The 23638-nt window shown below is 54.6% G+C and carries 18 protein-coding genes and 1 pseudogene; 11 read left to right on the forward strand and 8 right to left on the reverse strand.

Annotated features, from left to right (window positions below):
* Positions 1 to 119: 119 nt before the first annotated feature.
* Both M3223_RS10015 and M3223_RS10020 read right to left on the reverse strand, forming a co-directional pair.
* Positions 120 to 1979 carry an ABC transporter ATP-binding protein gene (locus tag M3223_RS10015; RefSeq protein WP_251561160.1) on the reverse strand — a complete coding sequence of 620 codons (1860 nt, stop codon included), beginning with the start codon at positions 1977 to 1979 and terminating at the stop codon, positions 120 to 122.
* Positions 1976 to 3698: pseudogene (locus M3223_RS10020) on the reverse strand (ABC transporter ATP-binding protein). The gene M3223_RS10015 and the pseudogene M3223_RS10020 overlap by 4 nt, the downstream one beginning before the upstream one ends.
* A 278-nt stretch (positions 3699 to 3976) precedes the next feature.
* Here M3223_RS10020 and M3223_RS10025 point away from each other — a divergent pair.
* From M3223_RS10025 to M3223_RS10035, 3 genes are all read left to right on the forward strand, one after another.
* Positions 3977 to 4459: a GAF domain-containing protein gene (locus M3223_RS10025; protein WP_251561161.1), complete on the forward strand. Its 483-nt coding sequence runs from the start codon at positions 3977 to 3979 to the stop codon at positions 4457 to 4459.
* 111 nt (positions 4460 to 4570) lie between these two features.
* Complete coding sequence (locus tag M3223_RS10030) at positions 4571 to 4978, forward strand: hypothetical protein (RefSeq protein WP_251561162.1); 408 nt, start codon at positions 4571 to 4573, stop codon at positions 4976 to 4978.
* Positions 4979 to 5089: 111 nt separating this feature from the next.
* Positions 5090 to 5848 (forward strand): DUF817 domain-containing protein, encoded by a 759-nt coding sequence (locus tag M3223_RS10035; RefSeq protein WP_251561416.1) that lies wholly within the window; start codon positions 5090 to 5092, stop codon positions 5846 to 5848.
* 35 nt (positions 5849 to 5883) lie between these two features.
* Here M3223_RS10035 and M3223_RS10040 read toward each other — a convergent pair whose 3' ends face one another.
* The 5 genes from M3223_RS10040 to M3223_RS10060 all read right to left on the reverse strand — a co-directional run bounded on the left by M3223_RS10040 (position 5884) and on the right by M3223_RS10060 (position 11452).
* Complete coding sequence (locus M3223_RS10040; protein WP_251561163.1) at positions 5884 to 6417, reverse strand: DinB family protein; 534 nt, start codon at positions 6415 to 6417, stop codon at positions 5884 to 5886.
* 79 nt (positions 6418 to 6496) lie between these two features.
* Positions 6497 to 7183: a queuosine precursor transporter gene (locus M3223_RS10045; RefSeq protein ID WP_251561164.1), complete on the reverse strand. Its 687-nt coding sequence runs from the start codon at positions 7181 to 7183 to the stop codon at positions 6497 to 6499.
* A 228-nt stretch (positions 7184 to 7411) separates the two neighbouring features.
* A complete protein-coding gene (locus tag M3223_RS10050) occupies positions 7412 to 8083 on the reverse strand; it encodes a hypothetical protein (RefSeq protein WP_251561165.1) in 672 nt (223 codons plus the stop codon).
* A gap of 145 nt (positions 8084 to 8228) precedes the next feature.
* The gene (locus M3223_RS10055; protein WP_285891214.1) at positions 8229 to 10691 is read right to left on the reverse strand and encodes an exosporium glycoprotein BclB-related protein; all 2463 of its coding nucleotides are present in this window, start codon (positions 10689 to 10691) and stop codon (positions 8229 to 8231) included.
* A gap of 182 nt (positions 10692 to 10873) precedes the next feature.
* A complete protein-coding gene (locus M3223_RS10060; RefSeq protein WP_251561166.1) occupies positions 10874 to 11452 on the reverse strand; it encodes a class I SAM-dependent methyltransferase in 579 nt (192 codons plus the stop codon).
* Positions 11453 to 11616: 164 nt separating this feature from the next.
* Here M3223_RS10060 and M3223_RS10065 point away from each other — a divergent pair, with 164 nt between their 5' ends.
* The 5 genes from M3223_RS10065 (at position 11617) to M3223_RS10085 (ending at position 17609) form a co-directional block, all read left to right on the forward strand.
* A complete protein-coding gene (locus tag M3223_RS10065; protein WP_251561167.1) occupies positions 11617 to 12870 on the forward strand; it encodes a glycosyltransferase in 1254 nt (417 codons plus the stop codon).
* Between the two features lie 112 nt (positions 12871 to 12982).
* Positions 12983 to 13456 carry an Lrp/AsnC family transcriptional regulator gene (locus M3223_RS10070; RefSeq protein WP_251561168.1) on the forward strand — a complete coding sequence of 158 codons (474 nt, stop codon included), beginning with the start codon at positions 12983 to 12985 and terminating at the stop codon, positions 13454 to 13456.
* Between the two features lie 536 nt (positions 13457 to 13992).
* Positions 13993 to 14970 carry an ABC transporter permease gene (locus M3223_RS10075; RefSeq protein ID WP_251561169.1) on the forward strand — a complete coding sequence of 326 codons (978 nt, stop codon included), beginning with the start codon at positions 13993 to 13995 and terminating at the stop codon, positions 14968 to 14970.
* Between the two features lie 60 nt (positions 14971 to 15030).
* The gene (locus tag M3223_RS10080; RefSeq protein ID WP_251561170.1) at positions 15031 to 15942 is read left to right on the forward strand and encodes a carbohydrate ABC transporter permease; all 912 of its coding nucleotides are present in this window, start codon (positions 15031 to 15033) and stop codon (positions 15940 to 15942) included.
* A gap of 41 nt (positions 15943 to 15983) precedes the next feature.
* Entirely contained in the window at positions 15984 to 17609 is a 1626-nt protein-coding gene (locus M3223_RS10085; RefSeq protein ID WP_251561171.1) for an extracellular solute-binding protein, read from the forward strand.
* Positions 17610 to 17687: 78 nt separating this feature from the next.
* On the opposite strand, the gene M3223_RS10090 is transcribed toward M3223_RS10085, so the two are convergent.
* Positions 17688 to 19937 carry a helix-turn-helix domain-containing protein gene (locus M3223_RS10090; RefSeq protein ID WP_251561172.1) on the reverse strand — a complete coding sequence of 750 codons (2250 nt, stop codon included), beginning with the start codon at positions 19935 to 19937 and terminating at the stop codon, positions 17688 to 17690.
* A gap of 180 nt (positions 19938 to 20117) precedes the next feature.
* Between M3223_RS10090 and M3223_RS10095 the strand changes: the two genes are divergently transcribed.
* From M3223_RS10095 to M3223_RS10105, 3 genes are all read left to right on the forward strand, one after another.
* The gene (locus tag M3223_RS10095; RefSeq protein ID WP_251561173.1) at positions 20118 to 21560 is read left to right on the forward strand and encodes an alpha-L-fucosidase; all 1443 of its coding nucleotides are present in this window, start codon (positions 20118 to 20120) and stop codon (positions 21558 to 21560) included.
* 103 nt (positions 21561 to 21663) lie between these two features.
* On the forward strand, positions 21664 to 22539 hold the full coding sequence (locus M3223_RS10100) for a sugar phosphate isomerase/epimerase family protein (protein WP_251561174.1): 876 nt from the start codon (positions 21664 to 21666) through the stop codon (positions 22537 to 22539).
* The gene (locus M3223_RS10105) at positions 22530 to 23570 is read left to right on the forward strand and encodes a glycoside hydrolase family 18 protein (protein WP_251561175.1); all 1041 of its coding nucleotides are present in this window, start codon (positions 22530 to 22532) and stop codon (positions 23568 to 23570) included. Before M3223_RS10100 ends, M3223_RS10105 begins: the two co-directional genes overlap by 10 nt.
* Positions 23571 to 23638 lie beyond the last annotated feature (68 nt).

The raw sequence follows: 23638 nt of genomic DNA on the forward strand, positions 1-23638 counted from the left end.
CACAAACAAAGTCTCGGCCCGCAGCCGCCTGTCCTTACGGAACAGGGCTGCGAGGAGCCGAGACTTTTTGCTGCATGATGCGATACGAAATCGGCCTTGCAGCCGCCAGCTTAACCGCCTCAGCCAGTCTCTTCGCCATGCCACAGGCTGCGGAAGCTTTCGCTGGTGCGAAGCAGCTCTTTTGCGCTGCCCTGTGCTTCGATGCGTCCATCATGAAGCACGATAATATGGTCGGCATGGGACAGCGCAGCCTTGCGATGCGAAACAACAAGGCAGGCGACATCGCCCCGCTCCTGAAATAGCCGCTCCCACAGACGGCGCTCTGTCTCCACATCGAGCGCACTGGACAGATCGTCGAACACGTACAGCTGGGCATCCCGCACCAGCATTCGCGCCGCCGCCGTCCGCTGCGCCTGTCCGCCGGACAGCTTGACGCCGCGCGGGCCGACCATCGTATCGAGCCCCTGCTCCAGCCCGCCGATATCATCCTCCATTACAGCGGCATGCAGCGCCCGAGATAAACTGCCGGGACGCTCCAGCTGGCCGAGCAAAATATTATTGCGCAGCTGATCGCTGTACAGCCGCGGAATCTGCGCTGTATAAGCGCTCTGCGGCGGCACAAAAAAGTCCGCAGGCCGTTCGATGATTTCGCCGTTCCAGCAAATCTCGCCCGACTCCGCTGGAAGCAGGCCTAACAGCGTCCGCACAAGCGTCGTTTTGCCGCTGCCAATCATGCCTGTTACAACGGTGAAGGAGCCTGCACGCAGGGTCAGATCGACGCCTTCAATGCCGCGTCCCGTCTCCGGGAACCGGTACGTCAAACCGCGCGCCTCCAGCACCTGCAGCGGAGGAGCCTGCACGACAGGCATGAATGATTCTTCGTCAGCCTCTGCCCGCCTCCAGTCTGACTCAGCCTGGGCAGCTCCGCCATCCGCCGGGCTGAGTTCAGCCTCCTGCGGCACCGTCCCTGTGCCGACCGCCCGTCGTTTGCCGAGACCAATGTAAGCCGCCTTAGTTAGCAGTGTAGCCGGAGCTCCCTGCAGCATATCCTTAATCCGGCCGAAGCTGACGACAAGCTGTTTGTAGAATGTCATAAAGTTGCCCACATTGTTAATAAGTTGAGTCACAAAAGTCAAATAATAAATAAACAGGGACAGGTCGCCGACCGTAAAGTCGCCGCTGCGCATTTTGTAACCAGCCAGCACAAGAATAAGACCCGTTCCGATGTTAACAGAGTTCGTGAATACCGAGGTTAACGTTTCGGTAAACAGCTTATCCTTGACCATCGATTGACGGCGGTTCTCGCTCAATTTTTCGAAACGCTCCACAATGCGTTTTTCCGCACCCGCAACCTGAATCGCCTGCACGTTTGAGAACATTTCGCTAATCGAACCCGTTACCTTTGCGGTCGCTTCCCGGCTCGCAGCGCGATACTTCTGAATGCGGGAGGTGGCGACTTGCGCAGCCGTAATGACCAGAATGAGCGGGACAAAAACAAGCAGCGTAAGCTGTGGATCAATGGAAATTAGAATCCAGCTTGCCGCAACGACAAAACCGACCAGTCCCAGCAAATCGACCGACCAGCTGACCGCTTCCTCCGACTGCTCCACGTCATCGCGGAAGTTGCTAATGGCTTCGCCTGGAGAAACGGGGATGGCCCTTGCTCCCGGCTCCCGCAGCACATGGGCCAGCATGTTGCGCCGCACAAGCATACTGACACGTGTTCGCACATTCACGTCTGCCGCGCAGCCAAGAAAGATGACCGCAATCCGGCCCAGCGCCGCTGCGACGAGCAATGCTGCAATGGCCCATACGCCATAAGGGACGGTGTACGTCCCTTCCAGATGATCAAAAAACCATTTGGTCAGCAGACCCGGCAAAAGCGGGAACATATGAACCAGCGACCAGGCGAGCAAATTAAGCAGGTACAGACCGGGGCGGTATTTGACCAGCCGCCAAAAATACTCCCTTGGATTCATGCCAGCACCTCCTCTAATCCGACCGCCAGCATGCGGCTGAAGCGCGATTGCGGATCCGCTGCCAGCTGCTCGCGCGCTCCGCTTTCCAGCATGCGCCCATTCTCGAGGATAAGAATCCGGTCGGCCCGCTGCACGGTCGCCAGCCTATGGGCGATTATGATGCATGTTTTTTCCTGGAGCAGCCGTGAAATGGCGCTCTCGATGCGGGCTTCCGTAAGCGGATCAAGACGCGACGAGGCCTCGTCGAGAATGACAAGCCCGGGATTTGTCAGAAAGACGCGGGCAAATGCCAGCAGCTGCGCTTCCCCGGCCGAAAGGCTGCCGCCGCCGGAAGCCAGCACCGTGTCCAGTCCATCCGGCAGCGCAGCCTGCCAAGCCCCTAATCCAATTTCAGTCAGCACCCGAAATTCGGCTGTCGGGAATGCCGCTGTCAAACAGCGTCAGATTATCCCTCACCGTGCCCTCCAAAATCTCGATATTCTGCGTTACCATTGCGACTTTGCTGCGCAGCTGATGCAGCTTAAACTGCCGAATATCGGTGCCGTTCAGAAAAATGCCGCCCTGCTGCGGATCGTAGAACCGCAGCAGCAGTCTGGCCAGCGTCGTTTTGCCGCTGCCTGTGCGGCCGAGAAGACCAAGCGTCTGTCCCGGCTGCAGCTTAAGCTGCAGCCGATGCAGCGTGTTGCGTCCCTCCTCGTCGTAAGCGAACTCCAGATCGCGGAACTCGACAGAAAGCGGACCTTCCGGCAGCGCAGCGCCTGGACCGTCCTGAATTTTCGGCTTCGTCGCCATCAGCTCGCGGACCCGGATCAGGCTGGCGTCAGCCTTTTGCAAATCCTCCAGCTGGGTGCGGATCTTCTCTATCGGCTTCGCCAGCTGCTCGGTATAATAGAACACCAGATAGACGGAGCCGATGGTCAGCCCTCCCTGGCCGCTTTTCCAAAGCCACGCGCACACCAGGAACGCTGCCGCGTTGCCGAGCGTAAACACCAGAATCGTCGTGCTCCACATCGTTGCAAAAGCGAGAAACGCCCGCAGCCGGATCGGCAGCATGCGCCGCACAAAGCCGTAATACCGCTCCATGACATATCCCGCCGCACCATTTGCGCGAGTATCCTCCGTACCTTCGAGATGCTCGCCGATGAAGCCGTAAAAATCCGCATTAACCTCTCTCCAGCGCTTCCACATCGGCACCGAAAAACCGCGGATCCATTGAATGACAAATACAGCGATCACGACAAAAGAGCTCATCGCCAGTCCGATCCATATATTTTCGCGGAACAGCAGCGCCAAAATGCCAATCATGAGCAGGACGTTGCCGACAAGATGGATAATGAAGCTGGAAAAGAAATTCGCCAGCGCGTTCACATCCCCGTCCACCCGCTCAATCAGGGAGCCGGACGTCTGCGTTTTGTGAAAGCTCATATCCAGCGACAGGCAGTGCTCCGCCAGCTCGGCGCGCAGCTTGTTGGTCGTCGCCCAGCCTAGATTTTCGCTGAAATAAGCAGCGGCAACCGACACTCCCTGCTGCAGCAGCGAAAACAAAATAAAAAAACCGGCCGCATAATACAGCGGATCCAGCGCCCCTTGCCCTTGAGCCGCATCAATAAAATAACGGATAATTTGCGGGTTAATAAGCTGCAGTCCAATCGAAAGGAGCAGCAAAACGCTCAGCCAGACCAACAGCCCTTTTTGCGGAAACACGTACCGGACGAACATATCCCGGTAAACCGCCCAGCCGCCGGTTGTTTTGTTGCTTGCCTTGTCCCGTTCCCCTGACATGCGAACACATCCTTCCTTCCGTACTCTATCCCAGCCTTCCGGGGCCCGTCAATGCCAAGATTGAGTTAAGCTATATTTGGCAAACGGAATCCTATATAACAGCTAAATTAACATCCGCCTTTGACAACGGGCTGTCAGGAATTCCCTGACATAACGATCATGCCAACCGGCTTTCCGAATGCGGTATAATGAAGCGTACAGAAAGGGGAATCCGTATGTTTCAAGTCGCCACATATGAAGGAACGCGAGAACAACAATACAATACCGTCATCTCACAGCTCAAGGCGCTGATTGAGGACGAACCGAACTTTATCGCCAATCTGGCCAATGCCTCCGCGCTGCTCGGCCAGTTTTTGCCGGATATTAATTGGGTAGGATTTTATTTGCTCGACGAAAAAGGGCTTGTGCTGGGGCCGTTCCAGGGCCTTCCGGCCTGTGTGCGCATTCCGGTAGGACGCGGCGTCTGCGGCACAGCCGCCGAGCGCAAAGAAACGATGCTCGTTCCGGATGTTCACGCTTTTCCCGGCCATATCGCCTGCGATGCGGCATCCCGCTCGGAAATTGTCGTACCGCTGCTGTCGCCAAACGGAGAGCTGCTCGGCGTGCTCGACATCGACAGCCCGTCGGTCGGACGCTTCGACAACATTGACCGGGAGCAGCTGGAGCGCTTCGCCGCCGTTCTGACAGCCAACGTTTAACACCGGTAGATGACCCATACACTACACCAAGGCCTTTCTGGGATTTTCTAGAAAGGCCTTTTGAGTTATATAATATCCAGATAATGACATGCCTGTTTAAGGAGTGATTGTTTGGCTCTTTTAAAAGACCATTTTAATCCGGAACACCAATTGCAGGTTGTATTTACTAGCCGTCATCCAGAATCCGACCGGGGCTGCACATTTTCCGTAACCGTTAGCAGCGACAATGGTATTACGGGAAATACGACGAAATTCGGCTGGACCAATCATATTTTAAACCAGTTCATTACCATGCTGGAACAGTTCCCAATGGAACGGTACGATGGTTACTTTTCGCATTATGATGATCCGTTTGAGTGGCTTTGGTACCTCAATAAGGAAACAAAGGTGTATTCTGTCCTTATCCTTATCCATAGCTGTAAAGTCGTATTTAAAGCCACTGCCGAGCAGCTTCATCGCTTCGGAGCAGAAGTGAAAGAGGAAATGAAACATGCTCCCAAGCCGGAGACTATCCGCTAAACTTTTGCGCTCTCCCATTCGTTCCCAAATGTGAACATAAAGGAAAAGGAGCGCGATCGCATGGTCGGGACGGTCTCCGCCGGTAAAAGAACGCTTCAGCTCAAAGCAGCCATGCTGCTTGATTTCGGCTGGAAGCAGGCGCTGAGCTGCGTATTTCCGGTTTTTATCTTCGCTTCTCTAGGCTTGACGAAGCTGGTCGCCATACCTGGCATTGCCCGGTATGACCTGTTGCTGCTGCTTTGCCTGGCAGCACAAGTCGGAATGCTGCTGACACGGCTGGAGACGGTGCGTGAGCTGCAGGTTGTCATGGCGTTCCATCTGATCGGCCTGGCGCTGGAGCTCTTCAAGGTGCATATGGGCTCATGGAGCTATCCCGGGGAAGGCTGGAGCAAGATTGGCGGCGTTCCGCTATACAGCGGCTTCATGTATGCCAGCGTCGCGAGTTATATTTGCCAGGCATGGCGCAGGCTCGACCTCCGCTTTAATCATTGGCCCGACACCCGGTTGGCTGCGGGCATAGCCGCGCTGCTGTACATCAATTTTTTTACGCATCATTGGCTGCCGGATTTCCGCTGGGTGCTGACCGGGCTCATCGTCCTGGTGTTCTGGCGATCCAGCGTGCACTACACCGTGGCCGGGCAACGCCTGCGCATGCCGGTGCTGCTCAGCTTTTTGCTTATTGCATTGTTCATCTGGCTGGCCGAAAATATATCCACCTTCCTCGGCGCCTGGGCCTACCCGGATCAGAGAATAAGCTGGACCATCGTGCACTGGGGCAAGCTCAGCTCGTGGTTCCTGCTCGTCATTCTCAGCATTCTGCTCGTAGCCTCATTAAAAAGCCAAAAACCGCCCGGCCTCACGAAACCGTGAGGATCAGGCGGTTTTTTTAATTCGAAGCTAACAAGCTAGAGCTGACCGCTCCTTCCAACACCGTACCTCTCCTGCAGCACATGCAAATGATGCAGCTCATGCCCGCAGAGCACGCTGGCAATTAACAGCGCCGATTGCGAAGCGCCGTTGACAACGCTCTCCCGTTCCCAGTCTCCCGGGCGCAGGCCGCGCAGCAGCGTCAGCGTGGCGTTGCGGACGGCCGCGTAATCGGCCAGTGCGGCGTCCATGTTCCAGCTGTCAAAAGGCCCCTCAGCCACAAGCAAATTTTCGTCATAACCCGGGAGCTCCGTCTTGTCGCCCCGCGCAATACGCAACAAGCGGTAACTCATAATGCGCTCGTTATCCGTTATGTGCCCAAGCACCTGAACAACGCTCCATTTGCCCGGCGCGTAGCGGAACTCGGCTCTCTCCTCGTCCAACGTGCCCAACAGCCGGATCGTCTCGGCTTTCTGGAGCGCGAGAAGCTCAATCAGATCGCCATCCGGCACTCTTTTGACATAAGGAATCACAAATTCCGGCGCAACCAACAAGTCGGGTCTTTGTCGCATGAAACAAAACACCTCCATACAACCTCTTCAACGAAGAATCTGCGGAATCCTGCCTGGAGGCATATTGTTCAACGGCGGCTTACTCGTCTTTAAAACGGAAGGAGCGTGCGATATATAACACCGGCGTAGATGCAACCGAAATGACGAATTTGAGCAGATAGGTCGTCAGGAAAATCTGAATCCAAATGTCCCACGTATAACCGGAGACCCCCGCAAACGCAATCGTACAGAACACGAGCGAGTCGATAAATTGGCTCAAAATCGTGCTGCCGTTAATACGGATCCAGAACTGGTTGCGTCCGCTATACTTGCGCTTTAGCGCCGAGAAGACGCGAACGTCCAGATACTGGCTGATGAGATAAGCGCTCAGGCTGGCCAGCGCCAGACGCGGCATCAGGCCAAAAATCGTGCTGAGCGATTCATGCGCAAAATCCGACTCCGCAGGGTCGAACTTGAGCACCATCTGCATCATCACCGTGGTGGCAAGCAAAATGAAAAAGCCGAACCAGACTGCTCTGCGCGCATCCTTGCCGCCATACCGCTCATTAATGAGGTCAGTCGTCATATAGAGCGAAGCGTAGATCGTGTTGCCCAGCGTCATGACGATGCCGAACATTTCGATCGTCTCCGTCACTTGAATGTTGGCCAGCACCGTGGCAAAGCCGATCCAGGCGTACAGCCCCATTTTGCCAAACAGCCGGAAGCAGGCCAGAAACAATGCAAAATTGACCAGGACGAACAATACGCCCCATAAAAAGTTAAACATGAGTCCCCCCTAGTTTTGGTAACGCGGGATGGTTACGAACCGCGTCCGACAGCTTATTGCAGAAGCCGCAGCAATGGAGTCGCGTCTCCTGCCTGCCGAAAAACCTGATCCATCATAGCATAGTTGCCCCCGCGCCAAAAGAGGGAGGGTGAATTTGCCTGCCTTACAGCCTCGCGCTCCCCCGCTCCTGCACCGTTCGCCCCCTGTCGCTTTGTGTCAGGCCCAGCTTCAAATCGTCCAGCCGTCGTGCACAATTGCGCGCAGCTTCCACTCCCCGCCCTCCTCCAGCCAGACGAGCCGCAGAGCGGACCAGTCCATATTGGCGTTCTCCTCTGTGCCTGCAAAATAATACTCCGTCACATTAGAGCCGGGATACGTGTCTCGTGCGTTATCCAGCGAATTTCCCTGGCCGATTCGTTGATTAAAGGAGCTCCGCTCCGCTTTTGTATAATCCCGGTCGAAAACGAAACGTTTGCGATATTCCGGCCAGGCCAGCTCAATCGGATCGCCGGTCCCGTCCGCCTCTCCCCATACTTTTTTCTCCTTATCCTCCTTGAGTCGTCCCGCCTCCTGCGGCGTAAGCGTAATGGCCCGGTCAGGCTGAATAGCCGCGTAGGGGGAAAATGTTATGCCGTCCGAATGGGCAAGCTGCTCCAGCTTGGCATAATTCTCGTCGCGCAAAGCCGCCAGCGCCTCGGCGCTGCGGGCCTTAATTGTCTCTTCCTGCGAAGGAGCTTCCGAGACGGAAGGGGGCGGCTGCACCGTCGGACTCGCTGACGGATTTACAAAAGCGTCCGACGGGACAGGAGGAGCAGTCTCCTGCGCAATCGTACCGCAGCCGGATAGCAAAATCGTGCAGGCAGCCAGCCAACAGCCTGTAGTTCGTTGAATTGGTTTCATCGTATCCCTCCTTTACGCGACTCGTTCCATAACTATTTATAAACCGATCCTGTTTAATCCATTCTTCTAGTTCAAATATAGAGCAACTTCTCCATACAAGAGAAAAGGCCCTCCAGCCGGAGCTGAAAGGCCTTGCATTTACCCGTTACACAATCGTTAAGCCCGCGCTTCCATACCCCGCCACAGTATTAATTAAATTTAGTCCCGATGCCGAAGCGGTGAAAATAAGCAGCAGTCGCTCCTGTGGCGTAACCGGGATGCTCAATCCGGTCGTGATAGCGTTTCTGACCGACCCAATCGCAATTACTCCTGAAATAGAAGGCAGAACTACGCTCGCGCCAGGAACTGGCGAGAAAATATTGTTAGGAGTCGAGGAACTGTACAAACTGGCTGTGACAGTAACCGTTGTACCTACAAGATTGAGCGCGAGAGTTGTGCTGAAATAGCCGGCAAGAGAAGTAATCGTGCCCGCTCTGGGTACAGAGAAAGCAAAGTTAAGCAGCGTGCCGGCAGCACCAGTTAAGTCAATCGTGGCCCCTAAAACTGTAAGGCTATCGGCTGCGCTTCCGAAGCCGACCAATCCGTATGTCCCCACCAACCCCAAGGCTATTGTAGTTAATGCCATCGGCACTCCGCTTGAGAACGGAATTATTGCTCCTCCGCCTGCGGATCCCGTCGCACCGGTCGCTCCTGTTCCTCCAGTGGCTCCGGTTGTTCCTGTAGCGCCAGTGGCACTGGTAACTCCTGTTGCCCCTGTTGCTCCGGTAACTCCTGTAATTCCCGTCACTCCAGTTGCTCCCGTTGACCCGGTTGTTCCTGTTGCTCCGGTTGTTCCAGTGCTGCCGGTTCCTCCCGTTCCTCCCGTTGCTCCTGTTGCTCCTGTCGCGCCCGTATCTCCGGTCGCTCCAGTTTCTCCGGTTCCTCCCGTTGCGCCGGTCGCTCCAGTTGCTCCTGTCGCCCCAGTATTTCCGGTTGCTCCAGTATCTCCGGTTCCTCCCGTTGCACCTGTTGCACCAGTTGCTCCAGTCTCCCCAGTATTTCCGGTTGCTCCAGTATCTCCGGTTCCTCCCGTTGCTCCCGTCACTCCAGTTGCTCCTGTCGCGCCCGTATCTCCGGTCGCTCCAGTATCTCCGGTTCCTCCCGTTGCGCCGGTCGCACCAGTTGCTCCTGTCGCACCAGTATTTCCGGTTGCTCCAGTATCTCCGGTTCCTCCCGTTGCACCGGTCGCTCCAGTTGCTCCTGTCGCACCAGTATTTCCAGTTGCTCCAGTATCTCCGGTTCCTCCCGTTGCACCGGTCGCTCCAGTTGCTCCAGTCTCCCCAGTATTTCCGGTTGCTCCAGTATCTCCGGTTCCTCCAGTCGCACCTGTCACTCCCGCTCCTGTGGCTCCGGTCGCTCCTGCTGCTCCGGTTCCCCCAGTTGCTCCGGTCACTCCAGTACCACCCGTTGCTCCAGTCGCTCCGGTACTTCCCGCCGATCCGGTTGCTCCAGTTCCCCCAGTTGCACCGGTCACTCCCACTCCCGTTGCTCCAGTCGCTCCGGTACTTCCCGCCGACCCAGTCGCTCCAGTTCCCCCAGTTGCACCGGTCACTCCCACTCCCGTTGCTCCAGTCGCTCCGGTACTTCCCGCCGACCCAGTCGCTCCAGTACCGCCAGTTGCTCCGGTCACTCCCGCTCCCGTGGCTCCGGTCGCTCCTGCTGCCCCGGTATCACCCGTCGCTCCTGTCGCTCCAATACCGCCGGTTGCTCCGGTCACTCCCGCTCCCGTGGCTCCTGTTGGTCCTATGAGCCCAGCAATACCGGTTGCACCGGTCGGTCCAGTCCCTCCAGTCGCACCAGTCACTCCGGCTCCTGTTGGCCCTATGAGTCCAGTAGAACCGGTCGCGCCGGTTGCCCCGATGCCCCCTGTCGGGCCGGTTGCGCCCGCGCCGGTTGCTCCTGTTGCGCCCGTCGAGCCTGTCGCTCCAGTCGATCCCGTCGTACCGCCCGGCGCTCCATCGGGACCGGTCGCCCCAGTGGCTCCGGTTGCTCCCGCTGTACCTGCCGGGCCCTGTACTCCCGGCGGACCTTGGACTCCAGGCGCCCCTTGAACGCCCGGCGCGCCCTGCGGGCCGGTAGCGCCTGTTGCGCCAGTAGCTCCGGTTCCTCCCCCGCCGCCGGCGTCGGATATGGCCGCAAGCAGAGAAGCGGCCGTTCTGGCCAATGCAACCCAATCATCCTTGACGGGACTCGAAACGCCTGCCACCAGAATAAGCGCCAGCAGCTCCGACAGTACCTGCTGCACTGCGGCCTGAAGCGCAGGGCTCCATCCCTCGGAGTCCTCAAAAATAACAATATCCAGCTCTGCGGCTGCCAACAGCTCGGACTTGTCGCTCATCGACATGCGCAAGCCGTCTACAAGCTGCTGCAGCTGTCTTAATACGGCTGACAGCGAGCCGGACGGAGGTTCAGGGAATAACTGCAGCGCCGCAATAAATCCCTCTAACACCTCTTCCATTTGATCCGCCTGATACGGGCTAAACGGAATAAATCCGCTCCTTCGATGCGGCTTGCAATCATCATCCTTATGCGGCCGCCTGTTCGCCTTAAATAAATACCTTCTGTCCAATGACAATCGCCTCCTATGATGACACTGTTTCTAATTTATGTGCGTCCTGCTTGTTCCAACACCGCTTTACATTCCTGTAAATAAAAGTTATTTGTTACCAAAAAATGAATGATTGTTATTATCCGAGCAACGTTCCGCACAAAAATAGACCCCGGCTACGACCCGGGGTCTCCAAATCCTTGCTATTTGATATGCTTCACAGCAAACAGAGCATCCACAGGCTCGTGATCTTCGCCAAACGCTTCAAGAAACGCAAGGTTCGACCGATCATGCAATCCCTTCATAATAATCACATCATATCCGAGCTCCTCAAGCTCCTCCGGCTCCCAGCCGCTTCGATGCGTCTGATAAACCTCTCCGTTCATTCCGTAATGGTCTATGCCAGACTGCGGAAAGAATCCCCGTGGAGTGAACAGCACGACCCTTTCTTTCGCGACACTCTCCGCCTGCCGCAGCACTTCCAAACCGTCTTCTTTTGTAAAATGCTCCAGCACGTCAATAAGCGTTACAACGTCAAAGGAACGGCTGACGAACAGCTTGCTGACGTCCTTGGCGTCTGCATTCACCGGAATGATAAAAGCTGAATGCGCCGCCATATTTTCCAAATATGGACGATGCACATCCAGCGCGACGATCATACGGGCATTCATCTCTTTAAGCAAATGGCCCGGACCGCTGCCGATATCCAGCAGAGTGTCTGCGCCTGCGATCAAACGTTTCAAATATTTCAGAAACCGCTTGTTTGTTGTCTCCTGGATCAATATGCTCCCTCCTTGCCTTTCCATACAACAGCATATTCCCAAGCACGGTACAGGCCCCGGCGAACGCCTTGTCCAACTGCAAGAAGGGCGAATGAACGGCTGCATTCGGCCATGCCCCTTTTCTCTATTAATCCATAGACTGCTATAAAAGGCCGGCGTTCCATTTGGCGCTGCATGAGAAGAGAAGAGAGCATCCGAACGATCAGGAGGTGTATCACTACGCCATGTTAATCAGCGTCATTATTCCCAGCCACAACAAGTTCCCCCAGAATCTACTCACCTTGTTTTCGCTAGAACAACAAACCGTACCGCCAAATCAATATGAAGTGATTCTTATCGACGACGCGTCCTCCGACTCAACGTCGGACATTCCGCACAATTGGAGCTTCCCGTACCGGCTGCGGCTGCTTAAGCTTCCTGTCAATGCGGGGCGTCCGGCGGCGCGAAATGCAGGCATCCGCATCGCAGAAGGAGAAATCGTTATTTTCCTCGATGCCGAAGTCCTTGTGGAGCCTGGTTTTCTTGAATCTCATTTATCGCTTCATCAGCAAGACAGCAGGCTGCTTGCATCCGGCGTGCTGACGATGAAGGGGGTTTATACGCAGTTAGATCCGGGTTTTAACGCGGGTCAATTAAATGAAGCATATCGGCTTTTGAGCCAGCAGCCCTCGCTTCATTCCTTTTGGAATGACTTTATCGCAACCGGCAAACCTCAGCAGCTGTTTGGACGCGAAGAGATTCACAGAGGCGCTTTCCGTACGCTCGCCGTGCAAAAGCCTTTTGAAGCCCACTATGAAGAAGAGATTCTGCAGCTGCACGGAGACAGATTGCTCGGCTTCCATCTCCCCTGGCTCATTAGCCATACGGGCAATCTTTCGGTGGCAAGAACCGTGTTTCAACAGTTCGGGCTGTTTGAGGAGTACTCCGGTTACGGATGGGACGATCTGGAGCTTGGCTATCGTCTGCATCTGCAGGGATTCCGGTTCGCCCATATCCGCCATCCTTATGTGTACCATCAGGAGCATCCGGTATATCCCTCTGTCAACATCGAGGCGCAAACGAACTTTTTTCTTTTTCAGCAAAAATACCGGCAAATCAGTCTGCTCGTACTGCTGCTTTGCTACATCCCCAATCCAATGAGAATTCATCACGTTCATCTTGTGCTCGATGAAGTTTACCGGCTTGACGCCGAAAGCTCCGGCATCTATCTTCCTTTAATCGGTACGTTCCGCTCTATGCTGGAAGCTGCGGGATACCTGCTTCGTTTTAATCAGCCGGTGTCCAATCTGCTCACTCATGCCGGCTGTCCTCCGGGCAGTCCGGGGCGGGAGCATTTCGAGGCGCAGCGCTCCGCGCTGGCCGTTTCGGGACGGTGGTCAATGCTTAGAGAAGCGCTCCATCGGCTGATCGTTTTATAGGAATAATAAGGAAGTAAGTTGTCAAGCAACCGTTTACAAGCTATCATTAGGCAGTAAGACCCAACATTTCCATTCGTTTATTCTGACCGCCTGCACGAAGGAGACGATTGCTATGTCATCCCTGCCTACGCGGCCTGGAGCCTTTATTCCGCTGACCAAGCTGGATGAGATTGACCGCCGCATTACAGAACTGCTGCGGGCCAACTCCCGCATGTCTTATACCGATATTAGCAAGGAGGTCGGCATCTCCAGGGTCGGCGTCCAAGCAAGAGTAAATGCACTTATCGAAAATGGCGTCATCGAACGCTTTACGCTGCTCGTGCACCCGGAAAAAATCGGACTTGGCGTAAACGCCTTTTTTCTGATCGAGGTGGAGCCTAAGCAAATTCATGAAGCGGCCGAACGGATCGCGCTTGAACCAGCCGTAACGGAGCTTAGCCGCCTGACCGGACCTAACCGGCTTCATATGCATGCTTTGTTTGCAAATTTGGCCGAAATGGAGCTCTTTATGCAAGAACGCTTATACCCGATTCCCGGCGTCACCCATGTCGACAGTCAATTGTTAACCAAACGATACAAATATTGATTTACACAGCACAGCCGGAGCCTGCCGCTCCGGCTGTTTTGTTATTTTTCGCAGCCTTTTCCCGCTTGCCTAGTTCTTTCGATTCACTTCACTCCCCCTCCAATTGTCATAAATATGTAAGTTAGGCAATTCTCCAATACCTCCTTTCTCTGGAAGCAACAGGGCTAACATTGGCATGACATTGTTAGTTAGGCCAAGCTTTTTGGATGGGTTCAATTTGTCATTCCCACAAAACCGCAGTTGTCAAAACCGACACATCGTCTGAAAAACCCTTATATATCAAGGACAATTTCACATTTTTCATCAGAATCAACACATTTAACTCCGCCTTTACGAGAACGTAAAAAAGACATATTCTCAATCCTCCGCAAGTCCCGGTATAGTGTTTGTAAACGCTTTACATGCACCGCTTCACTCCGAACGGGCTAACAGTTAGGTTCCTAACATTAGCGATGCTGCTTTTGAATGGAACTCCGTTCTGATTGGAAAGCTAAAGCATAGTATTGCCGCCAAATCCCATTAAAGGAGGTGAACGAATGCAATCGACCCCATACTCCAATCAAGGCGCTTCGTCTCCTAATGACAATGCGCAGCTATCTAAGACTAAAGGTCGGAATAACTGGAGGCGGGTTACCCGAAACTGGGAGCTCTACATTTTCATCGCTCCAGCATTCTTCTTCTTCCTCATTTTCGCGTACGGACCAATGTACGGCATCCAGATTGCATTCAAAAATTACGTTCCAACACTAGGATTCTCCGGAAGCAAATGGGTCGGCTTCGACCACTTCACCCGCTTCTTTGATTCCTACTATTTCTGGGACATTATCTGGAATACGCTGTCCCTTAGCGTATACGAGCTGGCTATCGGCTTCCCGGTTCCAATTATTTTGGCGCTTGCATTCAACGAGGTGAGAACCGGCTTCTTCAAAAAGCTGGTCCAAACCATAACTTACGCGCCTCACTTTATTTCCGTCGTCGTTATGGCGGGCATGATCATTACGTTCCTGTCCCCTTCGAACGGCATCCTGATCCACATGATGGAGTGGGTTGGAATTAACCCTCCGGACTTCCTAACCGATCCGGCCTGGTTTAAAACGATGTACGTCTTGTCCGGCGTGTGGCAAGGTGCCGGCTGGGGTACGATTATTTATCTGGCCGCGTTGTCCGGCGTCGATCCAGGGCTGCATGAGGCCGCGATTATCGACGGCGCGAACCGCTGGCAGCGGATGCGTCATATCAACATTCCGACCATTGTGCCGACGATGACGATCCTGCTTATCCTGAACGTCGGCAACATGCTCAACATCGGTTTCGAGAAAGTATTGCTGCTTCAAAATCCGCTCAACATGGAATCGTCGAACATTATCGCTACGTTCGTCTACAAATCCGGTCTTGTGGATGCGCAATACAGCTTCTCCACTGCTGTCGGCCTGTTCAACTCGGTCATCAACTGTATCCTGCTTATCACCATTAATCAGCTCGTTCGCCGCATGAGCCAGAACAGCCTCTGGTAGTTCCGCGGCAATGCTCGTCCATTAGCTTTTAGCATGACAAGGAAAGGAGGCTGAGGCTTTATGCAAACCACTGCAATCAAGGAGTCGAAAGGAGACCGCCTCTTTCTCGCCGCCAACTATATTTACCTGACGATCGCCTTGATTATCGTCGCTTATCCGCTGATCTACATCGTCAGCGCATCCATAAGCAATCCGCAATACGTGAACTCCGGCGAGATGTGGCTTTTCCCGAAGGATCTGACGTTTGAAGGCTACAAACGCGTCTTCCAGGAAGGAAAGATCTGGACCGGCTACCTCAATACGATTATTTACACCGTGCTCGGAACGGCCATCAGCCTGGCCATAACGCTTCCAGCCGCCTATGCGATGTCCCGGAAGGATTTTGTCGGACGGAATTTCTTCATGGGCATGTTCATGGTTACGATGTTCTTCAGCGGCGGCCTCGTCCCAAGTTACCTGCTCGTTAAGGATCTTGGCATGATCAACACGATCTGGGCCATCGTCATTCCAAGTGCCGCAAGCATCTACAACATCATCGTTACCCGGACGTTCTTCCAGTCCACCATTCCGCGGGAGCTGGAAGAGGCGGCGCAGATCGACGGCGCTTCGACGACGCGTCTGTTCTTCACCGTCATCATCCCGTTGTCCATGCCGATTATTGCGGTCATGTCCCTGTTCTACGGCGTTGCCCAGTGGAACAGCTACTTCTCCGCTTTGATCTATCTAAATGACGAGGCGCGCTATCCGCTGCAGATGGTTTTGCGGCAAATTCTCGTCCTGCAGCAAATGTCCGCTGCAACCGGCGGCATGATTGAAGGCTCGACGGCGGAAGCGATGAACAACAAGGCGGAGCTCGCCTCGCTGGTCAAATATGCGGTCATTATCGTCTCGACGCTGCCAATTATCGTGGTGTACCCGTTCCTGCAGCGTTACTTTGTTCAAGGGGTTATGATCGGTTCCGTTAAGGGCTGATGATAATATAGAGTTCAACTACACTAAAGGGGATATCGACAATGACGAAACCTCGCAAAAACCTGAGCAAGCTTATGGCTTCCGTAATCGGCCTGAGCCTTGTTGCAACAACACTGGCTGCTTGTTCGGGCGGAAATTCCGCAGAAAACAACACAAATAACACCGGCGGAGCCGGCGCGGAAAGCAACGTTTCCAAAGATGGAATGCCTATCGTGAAAGAACCTCTTACCCTGTCCTTGATGGCTCCTGACGTAGGTCATGCCAAATGGGAAGATATGGCTTCTTTGAAAGAACTGGAGAAGCTGACAAACATCAAGCTGACGTTCCAAAACGCTCCAAGCGACAGCTTTGCAACGAAAAAGAACCTCGTTTTCGCCAGCGGCACCTACCCGGACATGTTCTACGCGGCTGACCTTCTGCCGTCTGAGCAAGTAACGTACGGCGACCAAGGCGTTCTGCTTCCGCTGGAAGATCTGATCGACCAATATGCGCCTAACCTGAAAAAAATTCTGGATGCGAATCCGAACATCCGCAAAAATATCACAACGCCGGACGGCCATATCTTCGCGCTGCCGTTCATCAATCCGACTGCTGTCCTTTACCGCAACCCGATGTGGTACAACGGCGATTTCCTGAAAGCGTTGAACATCAAAGAGCTGCCTAAAACGACGGATGAGCTATACACTTACCTGAAGCGCGTAAAAACCGAAGATCCGAACGGAAACGGCAAAGCCGACGAAATCCCGCTCGCTTCGGTTAAGCTGACGGATCTGCGCATGTTCTTCATGGGCTTCTGGGGCATGTACAACGAGCAATACTATGCCGACAAAGAAGGCAAAGTACACTACTCGCCGCAAGAAGAAGGCTACAAAGGTTATCTGACGTTCCTGAACAAGCTGTGGAGCGAAGACCTGCTTGACCATGAAACGTTCTCGCAAACGAACGAGCAAAAAGAAGCAAAAATCAAAAACAACCAGGTCGGCGTATTTGACGCATACCACCCTTACATGCCGTTCAAAGAAGACCAAAACACGAAACATCCTATGATGGCGCTGGTGAAGAGCGAAATTGCCGACTCTCCGGTATACGGCAAACACCCGGGCCAATCCGCATACGGCCAGTTCGCGATTTCCAAGACGAACCCGAATCCTGAGGCGGCAATGCGCTGGGTTGACTACATGTACGGCGTAGACGGCGCGGCTCTGATGGATCTTGGTCCAGAGGGCACGCTTTGGGAGTACACGAACAAAGAAACAAAAGAGAAAAAATTCCTGCCGGTTCCAAACGGCGAGAAATACGACGACTACAGAGGCAAGCTTACGCCTAACTATGGCATCGTAGCTCCGGGCATCAACCTGCCGGAAACGAAAAAAGGCCTGGAATCCGATTTTGACCTTTGGTTCAAAGAAGAGCTGAAAAACAAAATCGAGCCATACGCTAAAACGCCTATGCCAAACGTATTCCTGACGCCGGAAGAGCAAACGGAAATTACGGCCCTGTTCTCCGATCTCAACCCGTATGTTGAGCAAATGGAAGCGAAGTTTGTTACCGGCCAAGAGCCGCTGGCGAACTGGGACAAATATGTTGCTCAGCTGAAGAAAATGGGCAGCGACCGCGTCGTGGAAATCTACCAAACGGCTTACGATCGTTGGAACTCGACGAAATAATCGAGCCAAACCAATCGCTTCAGCTTTAGAGAAGACACAGAAAACGCGTGCGGCTGGCCGCACGCGTTTTCTACGCATTTATTCGCTTTCTGTACCTGCGTCGCTGCCGCGTTTGCGGTACTGGCCAGGCGTCATGCCGGTTTCCTTTTTGAACTTGCGGATAAAATTCGGCGCATCCAGGTAGCCGACGCGCGGGATAATGTCTTTAATCGGCTCGTTCGTTTCGTCCAGCAGCCGTTTCACTTCTTCCACCCTTAACTGCCAGACGTAGGTGGTAAAGTTTTGGCCGGTTTTCTCCTTGAAGGAGCGGCTGAAATAAGAAGGAGACAACCCGTGCTCGTCGGCGACGGATTCCAGACTAAGCGAATGGTCGGCGTAATGGGCATGAATGTAGGTTAAAGCGCGGTCTAGCAGCGATCTCTCCTCTGTCTGAGCTCTCGATTCCGCCTCGGAGCAGATTCGGCTGGCAAGCGCCAGCATCGGCTCCTCCAGCGCATCCACGGAGCGGAAGGAGATCAGCGATGGAATGTCGCTTGTCAGCATGCCAAGCTCCGAAGCGGCCCGCAGCATCGTGTTCAGCACATCAAAGCTCATTGCCCGCGCAAGCTGCGGCGATGCGCCGCTCTCGGCGATGTAATTCAGACATTCTTTTATGGTAGGCGCCGTTACTTCGTAGCTGCCCTGTTTCAAGGCCAGAGTCAGCTTCATGAGCAATCCCGGCGGAAGCCAGCTCGCTTCTTCCCGGCCTTGCGGGATAGCGTCGAACCGGCTCACCGTTCCGGCCCCCGAGGCATGTCTGGATTCAAAGGCAGACAGCGCCTCAATATAGGATTGGCTCAGCTGATTCGGGCTGTCGTATAACCGCCCGGCTCCGATTGACGGCTTAGATAACCCTGCCTCATCGGAAATCCGCTGAACTTCGTCCAGAACATGCTGCAGCGGGTCATTGCTTCCTGGTTCAATTGCCCCTCCAGCCGCCAAGCCTACGATTAACGCCATTCGGCGCGGCTCTGGAAGCTCTATGCCATACACCTTTGCTCCTGCTGAGGGAAGATCAAGCTCCTGCAGACCGGCGTAAATAGCGGGATCGGTCGCTTGCTCATCCTCCCAGCCCAGCACGATGACTGAATAACGATCCTGATCGAAGCTCAGCTTGAGCGCCTGCAGCAGCTCCTCCGTCATGCTGGCGGGGCCGCCGTACTTAAGCAGCATTAACAGGGCGTGACTCCGCGCATGCGGCTCCTGCAGATCGGCCATCCGGCTGGAATGCTGGAGCACGCTGCGGATTCGGCTCAGCTCGTCCCGCTGCATACCGCCCGACGCCGGCTGCTTCACCCGCGAGCTGGCAAACGCCGCTAGCTCGGAAATCGGGCCGTACAGGCGGCGGGCAAGCAGCAGCGCTACAGCGATCCCGGCGGCGGCAAATGCGGCAAGGACTAGAATCATAATGCTGCGAAGCTTGACGACACTCGAGAAAAACTGATTGCTTGGCATAGCTGTTACGTAGGTCCACCCGTTCTGCTCGGACTTAACCGATACGACGGAATGGGTGGTATCGTTCAGCTTCAGGCTGTGAATGCCTTCGGGCTGTTTAAACAGGCGGTCAACATCCGCATTGCTTACGCTCTCGCCGCGGCTTGTTGAAGTCAGCACTTGGCCTTTTTCATCGAACACGTAAGTCAGACCTTGATAATTGCCCAGGATGGATGAAATCAGGCCGTTAAACTGCGACTCTTCAATCAAATACATGACCGTTGCATTAGGGTTGGGATGATTGGGCGTAATCGGAACCATATAGGCCATCATGGACTGCTCCGGACCCACGTTCCGGCGAACGAGATCAGCAGGGCTTAGCGTTGGAAACCGAACTTCGTTCAACGCCTTCTCCACTTCGGTTTTCTCCCAGTTGCGGAAAGCGTATCCACTATGGAATACATCGAGAGTCGACATGCCCACGGAAGAAAACACCCTGTCGTCGCCGCGGAAGTAGAGAAACAACTCGCCGATCATCTCGTTCGACGCTTTGTATTGGTCCAGCGCTTTAATCGCTTCATTGCCGAAGTACGGATCATGCGAACGAAACGCGGTCAGCCTTGTATCATAGGAAATGCGCGACGCAACCGTCAGCAGATCCCTCATGCGGGAATCAACCGTATTGCGGGCTTGGGTTAACTGATTAAAATGAGCGCGTTCTACCTCGCTGCGCAGATTGTTTGAGGCGCTTTGCGAAATCGCAACCGCAAACAAAACGAGCGGCACAAGCAGAACAAGCAGATAAGAAAGCGCATAGTTCAAAAACAGGCGTGATTTCAAGTAACTCTTGTTCACCGCCAGTCGGACCTCCCCTGATAAGCCTAACTTAAATCGCTGGCTTATCTATGTTTTTCAATATATCGGCCTAACAGCCTAACAGAATTTACGAAATATATAGTTCCATGATAACAGAGCCTATAGACAAATTGGAATCAGGGCTGCGCGTAGCGGAGTCCTGCGGAAGGAGAACCAACTATGAGCAAAGAGCAGCAAGACGTTCAATCCGAGCTGGAAACACCAGTCCAACAAGCCGCAGAAACCGATCTGGAAGGCGAAGATATCGTTGTCCAAGGCGTGCACAACTACACCGAGGAAAAAGACTATGTATGGCCGGAGGAGCCGGAATTGCTGGAGCGTCTGGACTGGTTCCGCGATCAAAAGCTCGGTCTTATGATGCACTGGGGCACCTATGCGCAGCTCGGTATCGTGGAATCCTGGGCGCTTGACGATGTCGACGCGGAATGGTCCCGCGAAAGCGTAGACTGGACGACGGACTCCGAGCAGATCCGCCGCGAGGTTTATGGACTGAACCGCACGTTCAACCCGCTTCGTTTCCAGCCGGAGCTGTGGGCCGATCTTGCTGCGGACAACGGCTTCCGTTATCTGACGTTCACGACCAAACATCATGACGGCTTCTGCATGTGGGATACCAAAACGACCGACTACTCCGTTACGGGCAAAGATACGCCTTTCCATACGCATCGGTACGCCGACGTCTGCCGCCAGCTGTTTGACGCCTTCCGCGAGCGCGGCATTGCTATCAGCGCTTATTTCTCCAAGGCCGACTGGCACACGCCTTATTACTGGTCCCCGGACATGCCGCATAAAGAAACGAACCGCGGCCCGTCGTACGACCCGGCTAAATATCCATGGCTGTGGGAGAAGTTTATCCAATTTACCCATGAGCAAATCATGGAGCTGATGACAAATTACGGCCGCATCGATATGCTGTGGTTAGACGCCGGATGGGTAGGCCCGCGCAGCGGACAAGACATTCGCCTTGGCGAGGTTGTTGAGAAAGCCCGCCAGATTCAGCCTTGGCTGCTCTGCGCAGACCGCACCATCGGCGGCAAATACGAAAATCTCGTCACGCCGGAGCAAACACTGCCGAAAGACCCGCTGTTCATTCCTTGGGAAAGCAACATTACGATGGGCACAGCCTTCAGCTTCCGTTTCGAGGACGATTACAAATCGCTTCGCCATCTCATTCACCTGCTCGTCGAAATCGTAGCCAAAGGCGGCAACCTGGCGCTCAACGTCGCTCCGCAGCCGGACGGCCGCCTGCCGAAAACAGCCATCGAGCGCATGAAAGGCATTGGCGCTTGGCTGAAGGAAAACGGCGATGCGATCTACGGCACGCGTCCGATTGCGCCGTATCAAGCGGGCAAGCTAAACTTTACGTCTAAAGGCAGCGATGTGTACGCAATCCGCCTTTATGCGGAAGGCGAGGCGATGGAAGAGCGTCTGGAGCTGCCGCTGGACGGATCGTTTGCACGCGCTGAGCTGCTCGGCTTCGGCGATGCCGCAGGCACGCAGCTTGAGCTGGAGAAAACGGAGCTAGGCTGGTCCGTCAAACTGCCGGAAGCAATTCGCTCCGGCGAAGCACCGATTGCCCTGTCCGTTCGCCTTACTCGTTAATATGCTTTTAAGCTGAGCCAAAGGCCGAAGCCGCTGCAACGCAGAGCCGGCCCTTGGCCCAGCTTGCGCACTTGTGGCCTTGTCACACAAAGGAGGAGAAGCAATGAAGCTGGGACTTAGCACGTACAGCCTGCTGAACGCCATTAAGGCGGGGGAAATGACCGTATTGGACGCCATCGACTGGATCGCCGACAACGGCGGTGAGCATATGGAAATGGTCCCTTACGGCTACACGCTTGTCGATAATCCGGAGCTGGCTGACGCCGTCCGCGAAAAAGCCCGCGAGCGCGGCATCGATCTGTCCAACTATTGCATGCCGGCCAACTTTGTTCAGGACACTCCGGAGGCTTTTGATGCTGAAGTGGCGCGGATTAAGGAGCATGTGGATCTGTGCGCCCGCATGGGCGTCCGCCATATGCGCCATGATGTGACGGCCTTTACGATCCCGAAGGAACAGATGAGCATGGACTGGTTCGACGATCATTTGGCGGAAATGGTGGAAGGATCACGGCAGATCGCCGACTATGCCGCCGGATTCGGCATTACAACAACGATTGAGAACCATGGCTTCAGCGCTCAATCCAGCGATCGCGTCCAGCGCATTCTGCGCGCCGTAGACCGTCCGAACTTCCGCACGACACTGGATGTCGGCAACTTCCTTTGCGTGGACGAGGACCCGATTGTAGGCGTCATGAATAATCTTCCATATGCTTCCCTTGTCCACTTTAAGGATTTTTATCTGCGTCCTTTCGATCAGAATCCGGGAGGCGGCTACTGGTTCCGCTCCTCGCACGGCAATTACATGCGCGGCGCAATCGTCGGACACGGCGATCTGCCAATCCGCAAGCTGATCCGGCTGGTCAAGGAGTCCGGCTATGACGGGTATATTACGGTTGAATTTGAGGGCATGGAAGAATGCCGCGAAGCGTCGCGCATCGCAATGGACAACGTCCGCAGGCTCTGGGAGGAATGTCAGTGACAACATATATTCGGGCGGGTTATGTCAATGACCGCCATCTGCCTTTAATGACCGAGCATGACTTGCAGCAGCTGACCCATCTGAATCTGGCCTTCGGCCATGTCAATAATGACGAAATTATCATCTCTCATTTGCAGCATATCGATGTTCTGCGCCGGATTAAAGCGGATTATCCTCAGCTGCAAATCATTCTGTCCATCGGCGGCTGGAGCGCAGGAGGCTTTTCCGAAGCGGCTTCCACGGCGGAGGGCCGCGCCTCCATGGCGTCTTCCGCGCTGCGCGCGCTGAAGGAGCTGCCGCTGGACGGCATCGATCTCGATTGGGAATATCCGAGTTATGGCGTTGCCGGCATTGCCAGCAGCACAGCGGATAAACAGAACTTCACTCTGCTCCTGCGCGAGCTGCGTGAGGCGCTCGACCGCAAAGGGGCGGCTGAAGGCCGCCGTTATTTGCTGACAATCGCCGCTGGAGCGGATCAGTACTATTTGGATGGCACCGAAATAGATCAAGTTCATCCGCTTCTGGATTTTATCCAGCTGATGACCTATGACATGCGCGGCGGTTTCCAGGTTCTTACAGGTCATCATACAAATCTGTACACGCCGCCAGGCGATCTGTTCCGCATTAGCGCTGACGCCTCCGTGCGTCTGTTCACAGGAGCAGGAGTGCCTCATGCCAAAATCGTGCTCGGAGCCGCGTTCTACTCCCGTTTGTGGACAGGCGTGCCCGATATTAACAACGGCCTGCATCAGATGGCCTCTTCCACCGGCGGCTACGGCCCTAATTATACCGATCTTGCCGAGAAGTACATCGATGTGCAAGGTTTCCGCCGCTATTGGGACGAGGAAGCGCAAGCTCCTTACCTGTTCAACGGGGATACGTTTGTATCTTATGAGGATGAGCAGTCCATTGAAGCCAAATGCGCCTATATTCGCGAGCAAGGCATTGGCGGCCTTATGTTCTGGGAGTACGGACTTGACCGGACCGGCCGTCTGATTGCGGCTATGAGCCGCGGACTTGGCCATTCATAGACTTTCAGCTGCATTAACGATGCGGCACAACAGCAAAAACGGCTTGCAGGACCGGTTGAAAGCGGTCT

This window comes from Paenibacillus pasadenensis, from assembly GCF_023715725.1.
Classification (GTDB): Bacteria; Bacillota; Bacilli; order Paenibacillales; family Paenibacillaceae; genus Paenibacillus_O; species Paenibacillus_O pasadenensis_A.

What these genes read in the sequence shown, in the direction of transcription:
- M3223_RS10085 (WP_251561171.1), top strand. Translation starts at nt 15,984, where the DNA reads ATGACGAAACCTCGCAAAAACCTGAGCAAGCTTATGGCTTCCGTAATC.
- M3223_RS10045 (WP_251561164.1), bottom strand. Translation starts at nt 7,183, where the DNA reads ATGTTTAACTTTTTATGGGGCGTATTGTTCGTCCTGGTCAATTTTGCA.
- M3223_RS10050 (WP_251561165.1), bottom strand. Translation starts at nt 8,083, where the DNA reads ATGAAACCAATTCAACGAACTACAGGCTGTTGGCTGGCTGCCTGCACG.
- M3223_RS10015 (WP_251561160.1), bottom strand. Translation starts at nt 1,979, where the DNA reads ATGAATCCAAGGGAGTATTTTTGGCGGCTGGTCAAATACCGCCCCGGT.
- M3223_RS10095 (WP_251561173.1), top strand. Translation starts at nt 20,118, where the DNA reads ATGAGCAAAGAGCAGCAAGACGTTCAATCCGAGCTGGAAACACCAGTC.
- M3223_RS10105 (WP_251561175.1), top strand. Translation starts at nt 22,530, where the DNA reads ATGTCAGTGACAACATATATTCGGGCGGGTTATGTCAATGACCGCCAT.
- M3223_RS10100 (WP_251561174.1), top strand. Translation starts at nt 21,664, where the DNA reads ATGAAGCTGGGACTTAGCACGTACAGCCTGCTGAACGCCATTAAGGCG.
- M3223_RS10075 (WP_251561169.1), top strand. Translation starts at nt 13,993, where the DNA reads ATGCAATCGACCCCATACTCCAATCAAGGCGCTTCGTCTCCTAATGAC.
- M3223_RS10025 (WP_251561161.1), top strand. Translation starts at nt 3,977, where the DNA reads ATGTTTCAAGTCGCCACATATGAAGGAACGCGAGAACAACAATACAAT.
- M3223_RS10070 (WP_251561168.1), top strand. Translation starts at nt 12,983, where the DNA reads ATGTCATCCCTGCCTACGCGGCCTGGAGCCTTTATTCCGCTGACCAAG.
- M3223_RS10040 (WP_251561163.1), bottom strand. Translation starts at nt 6,417, where the DNA reads ATGCGACAAAGACCCGACTTGTTGGTTGCGCCGGAATTTGTGATTCCT.
- M3223_RS10035 (WP_251561416.1), top strand. Translation starts at nt 5,090, where the DNA reads ATGCTGCTTGATTTCGGCTGGAAGCAGGCGCTGAGCTGCGTATTTCCG.
- M3223_RS10080 (WP_251561170.1), top strand. Translation starts at nt 15,031, where the DNA reads ATGCAAACCACTGCAATCAAGGAGTCGAAAGGAGACCGCCTCTTTCTC.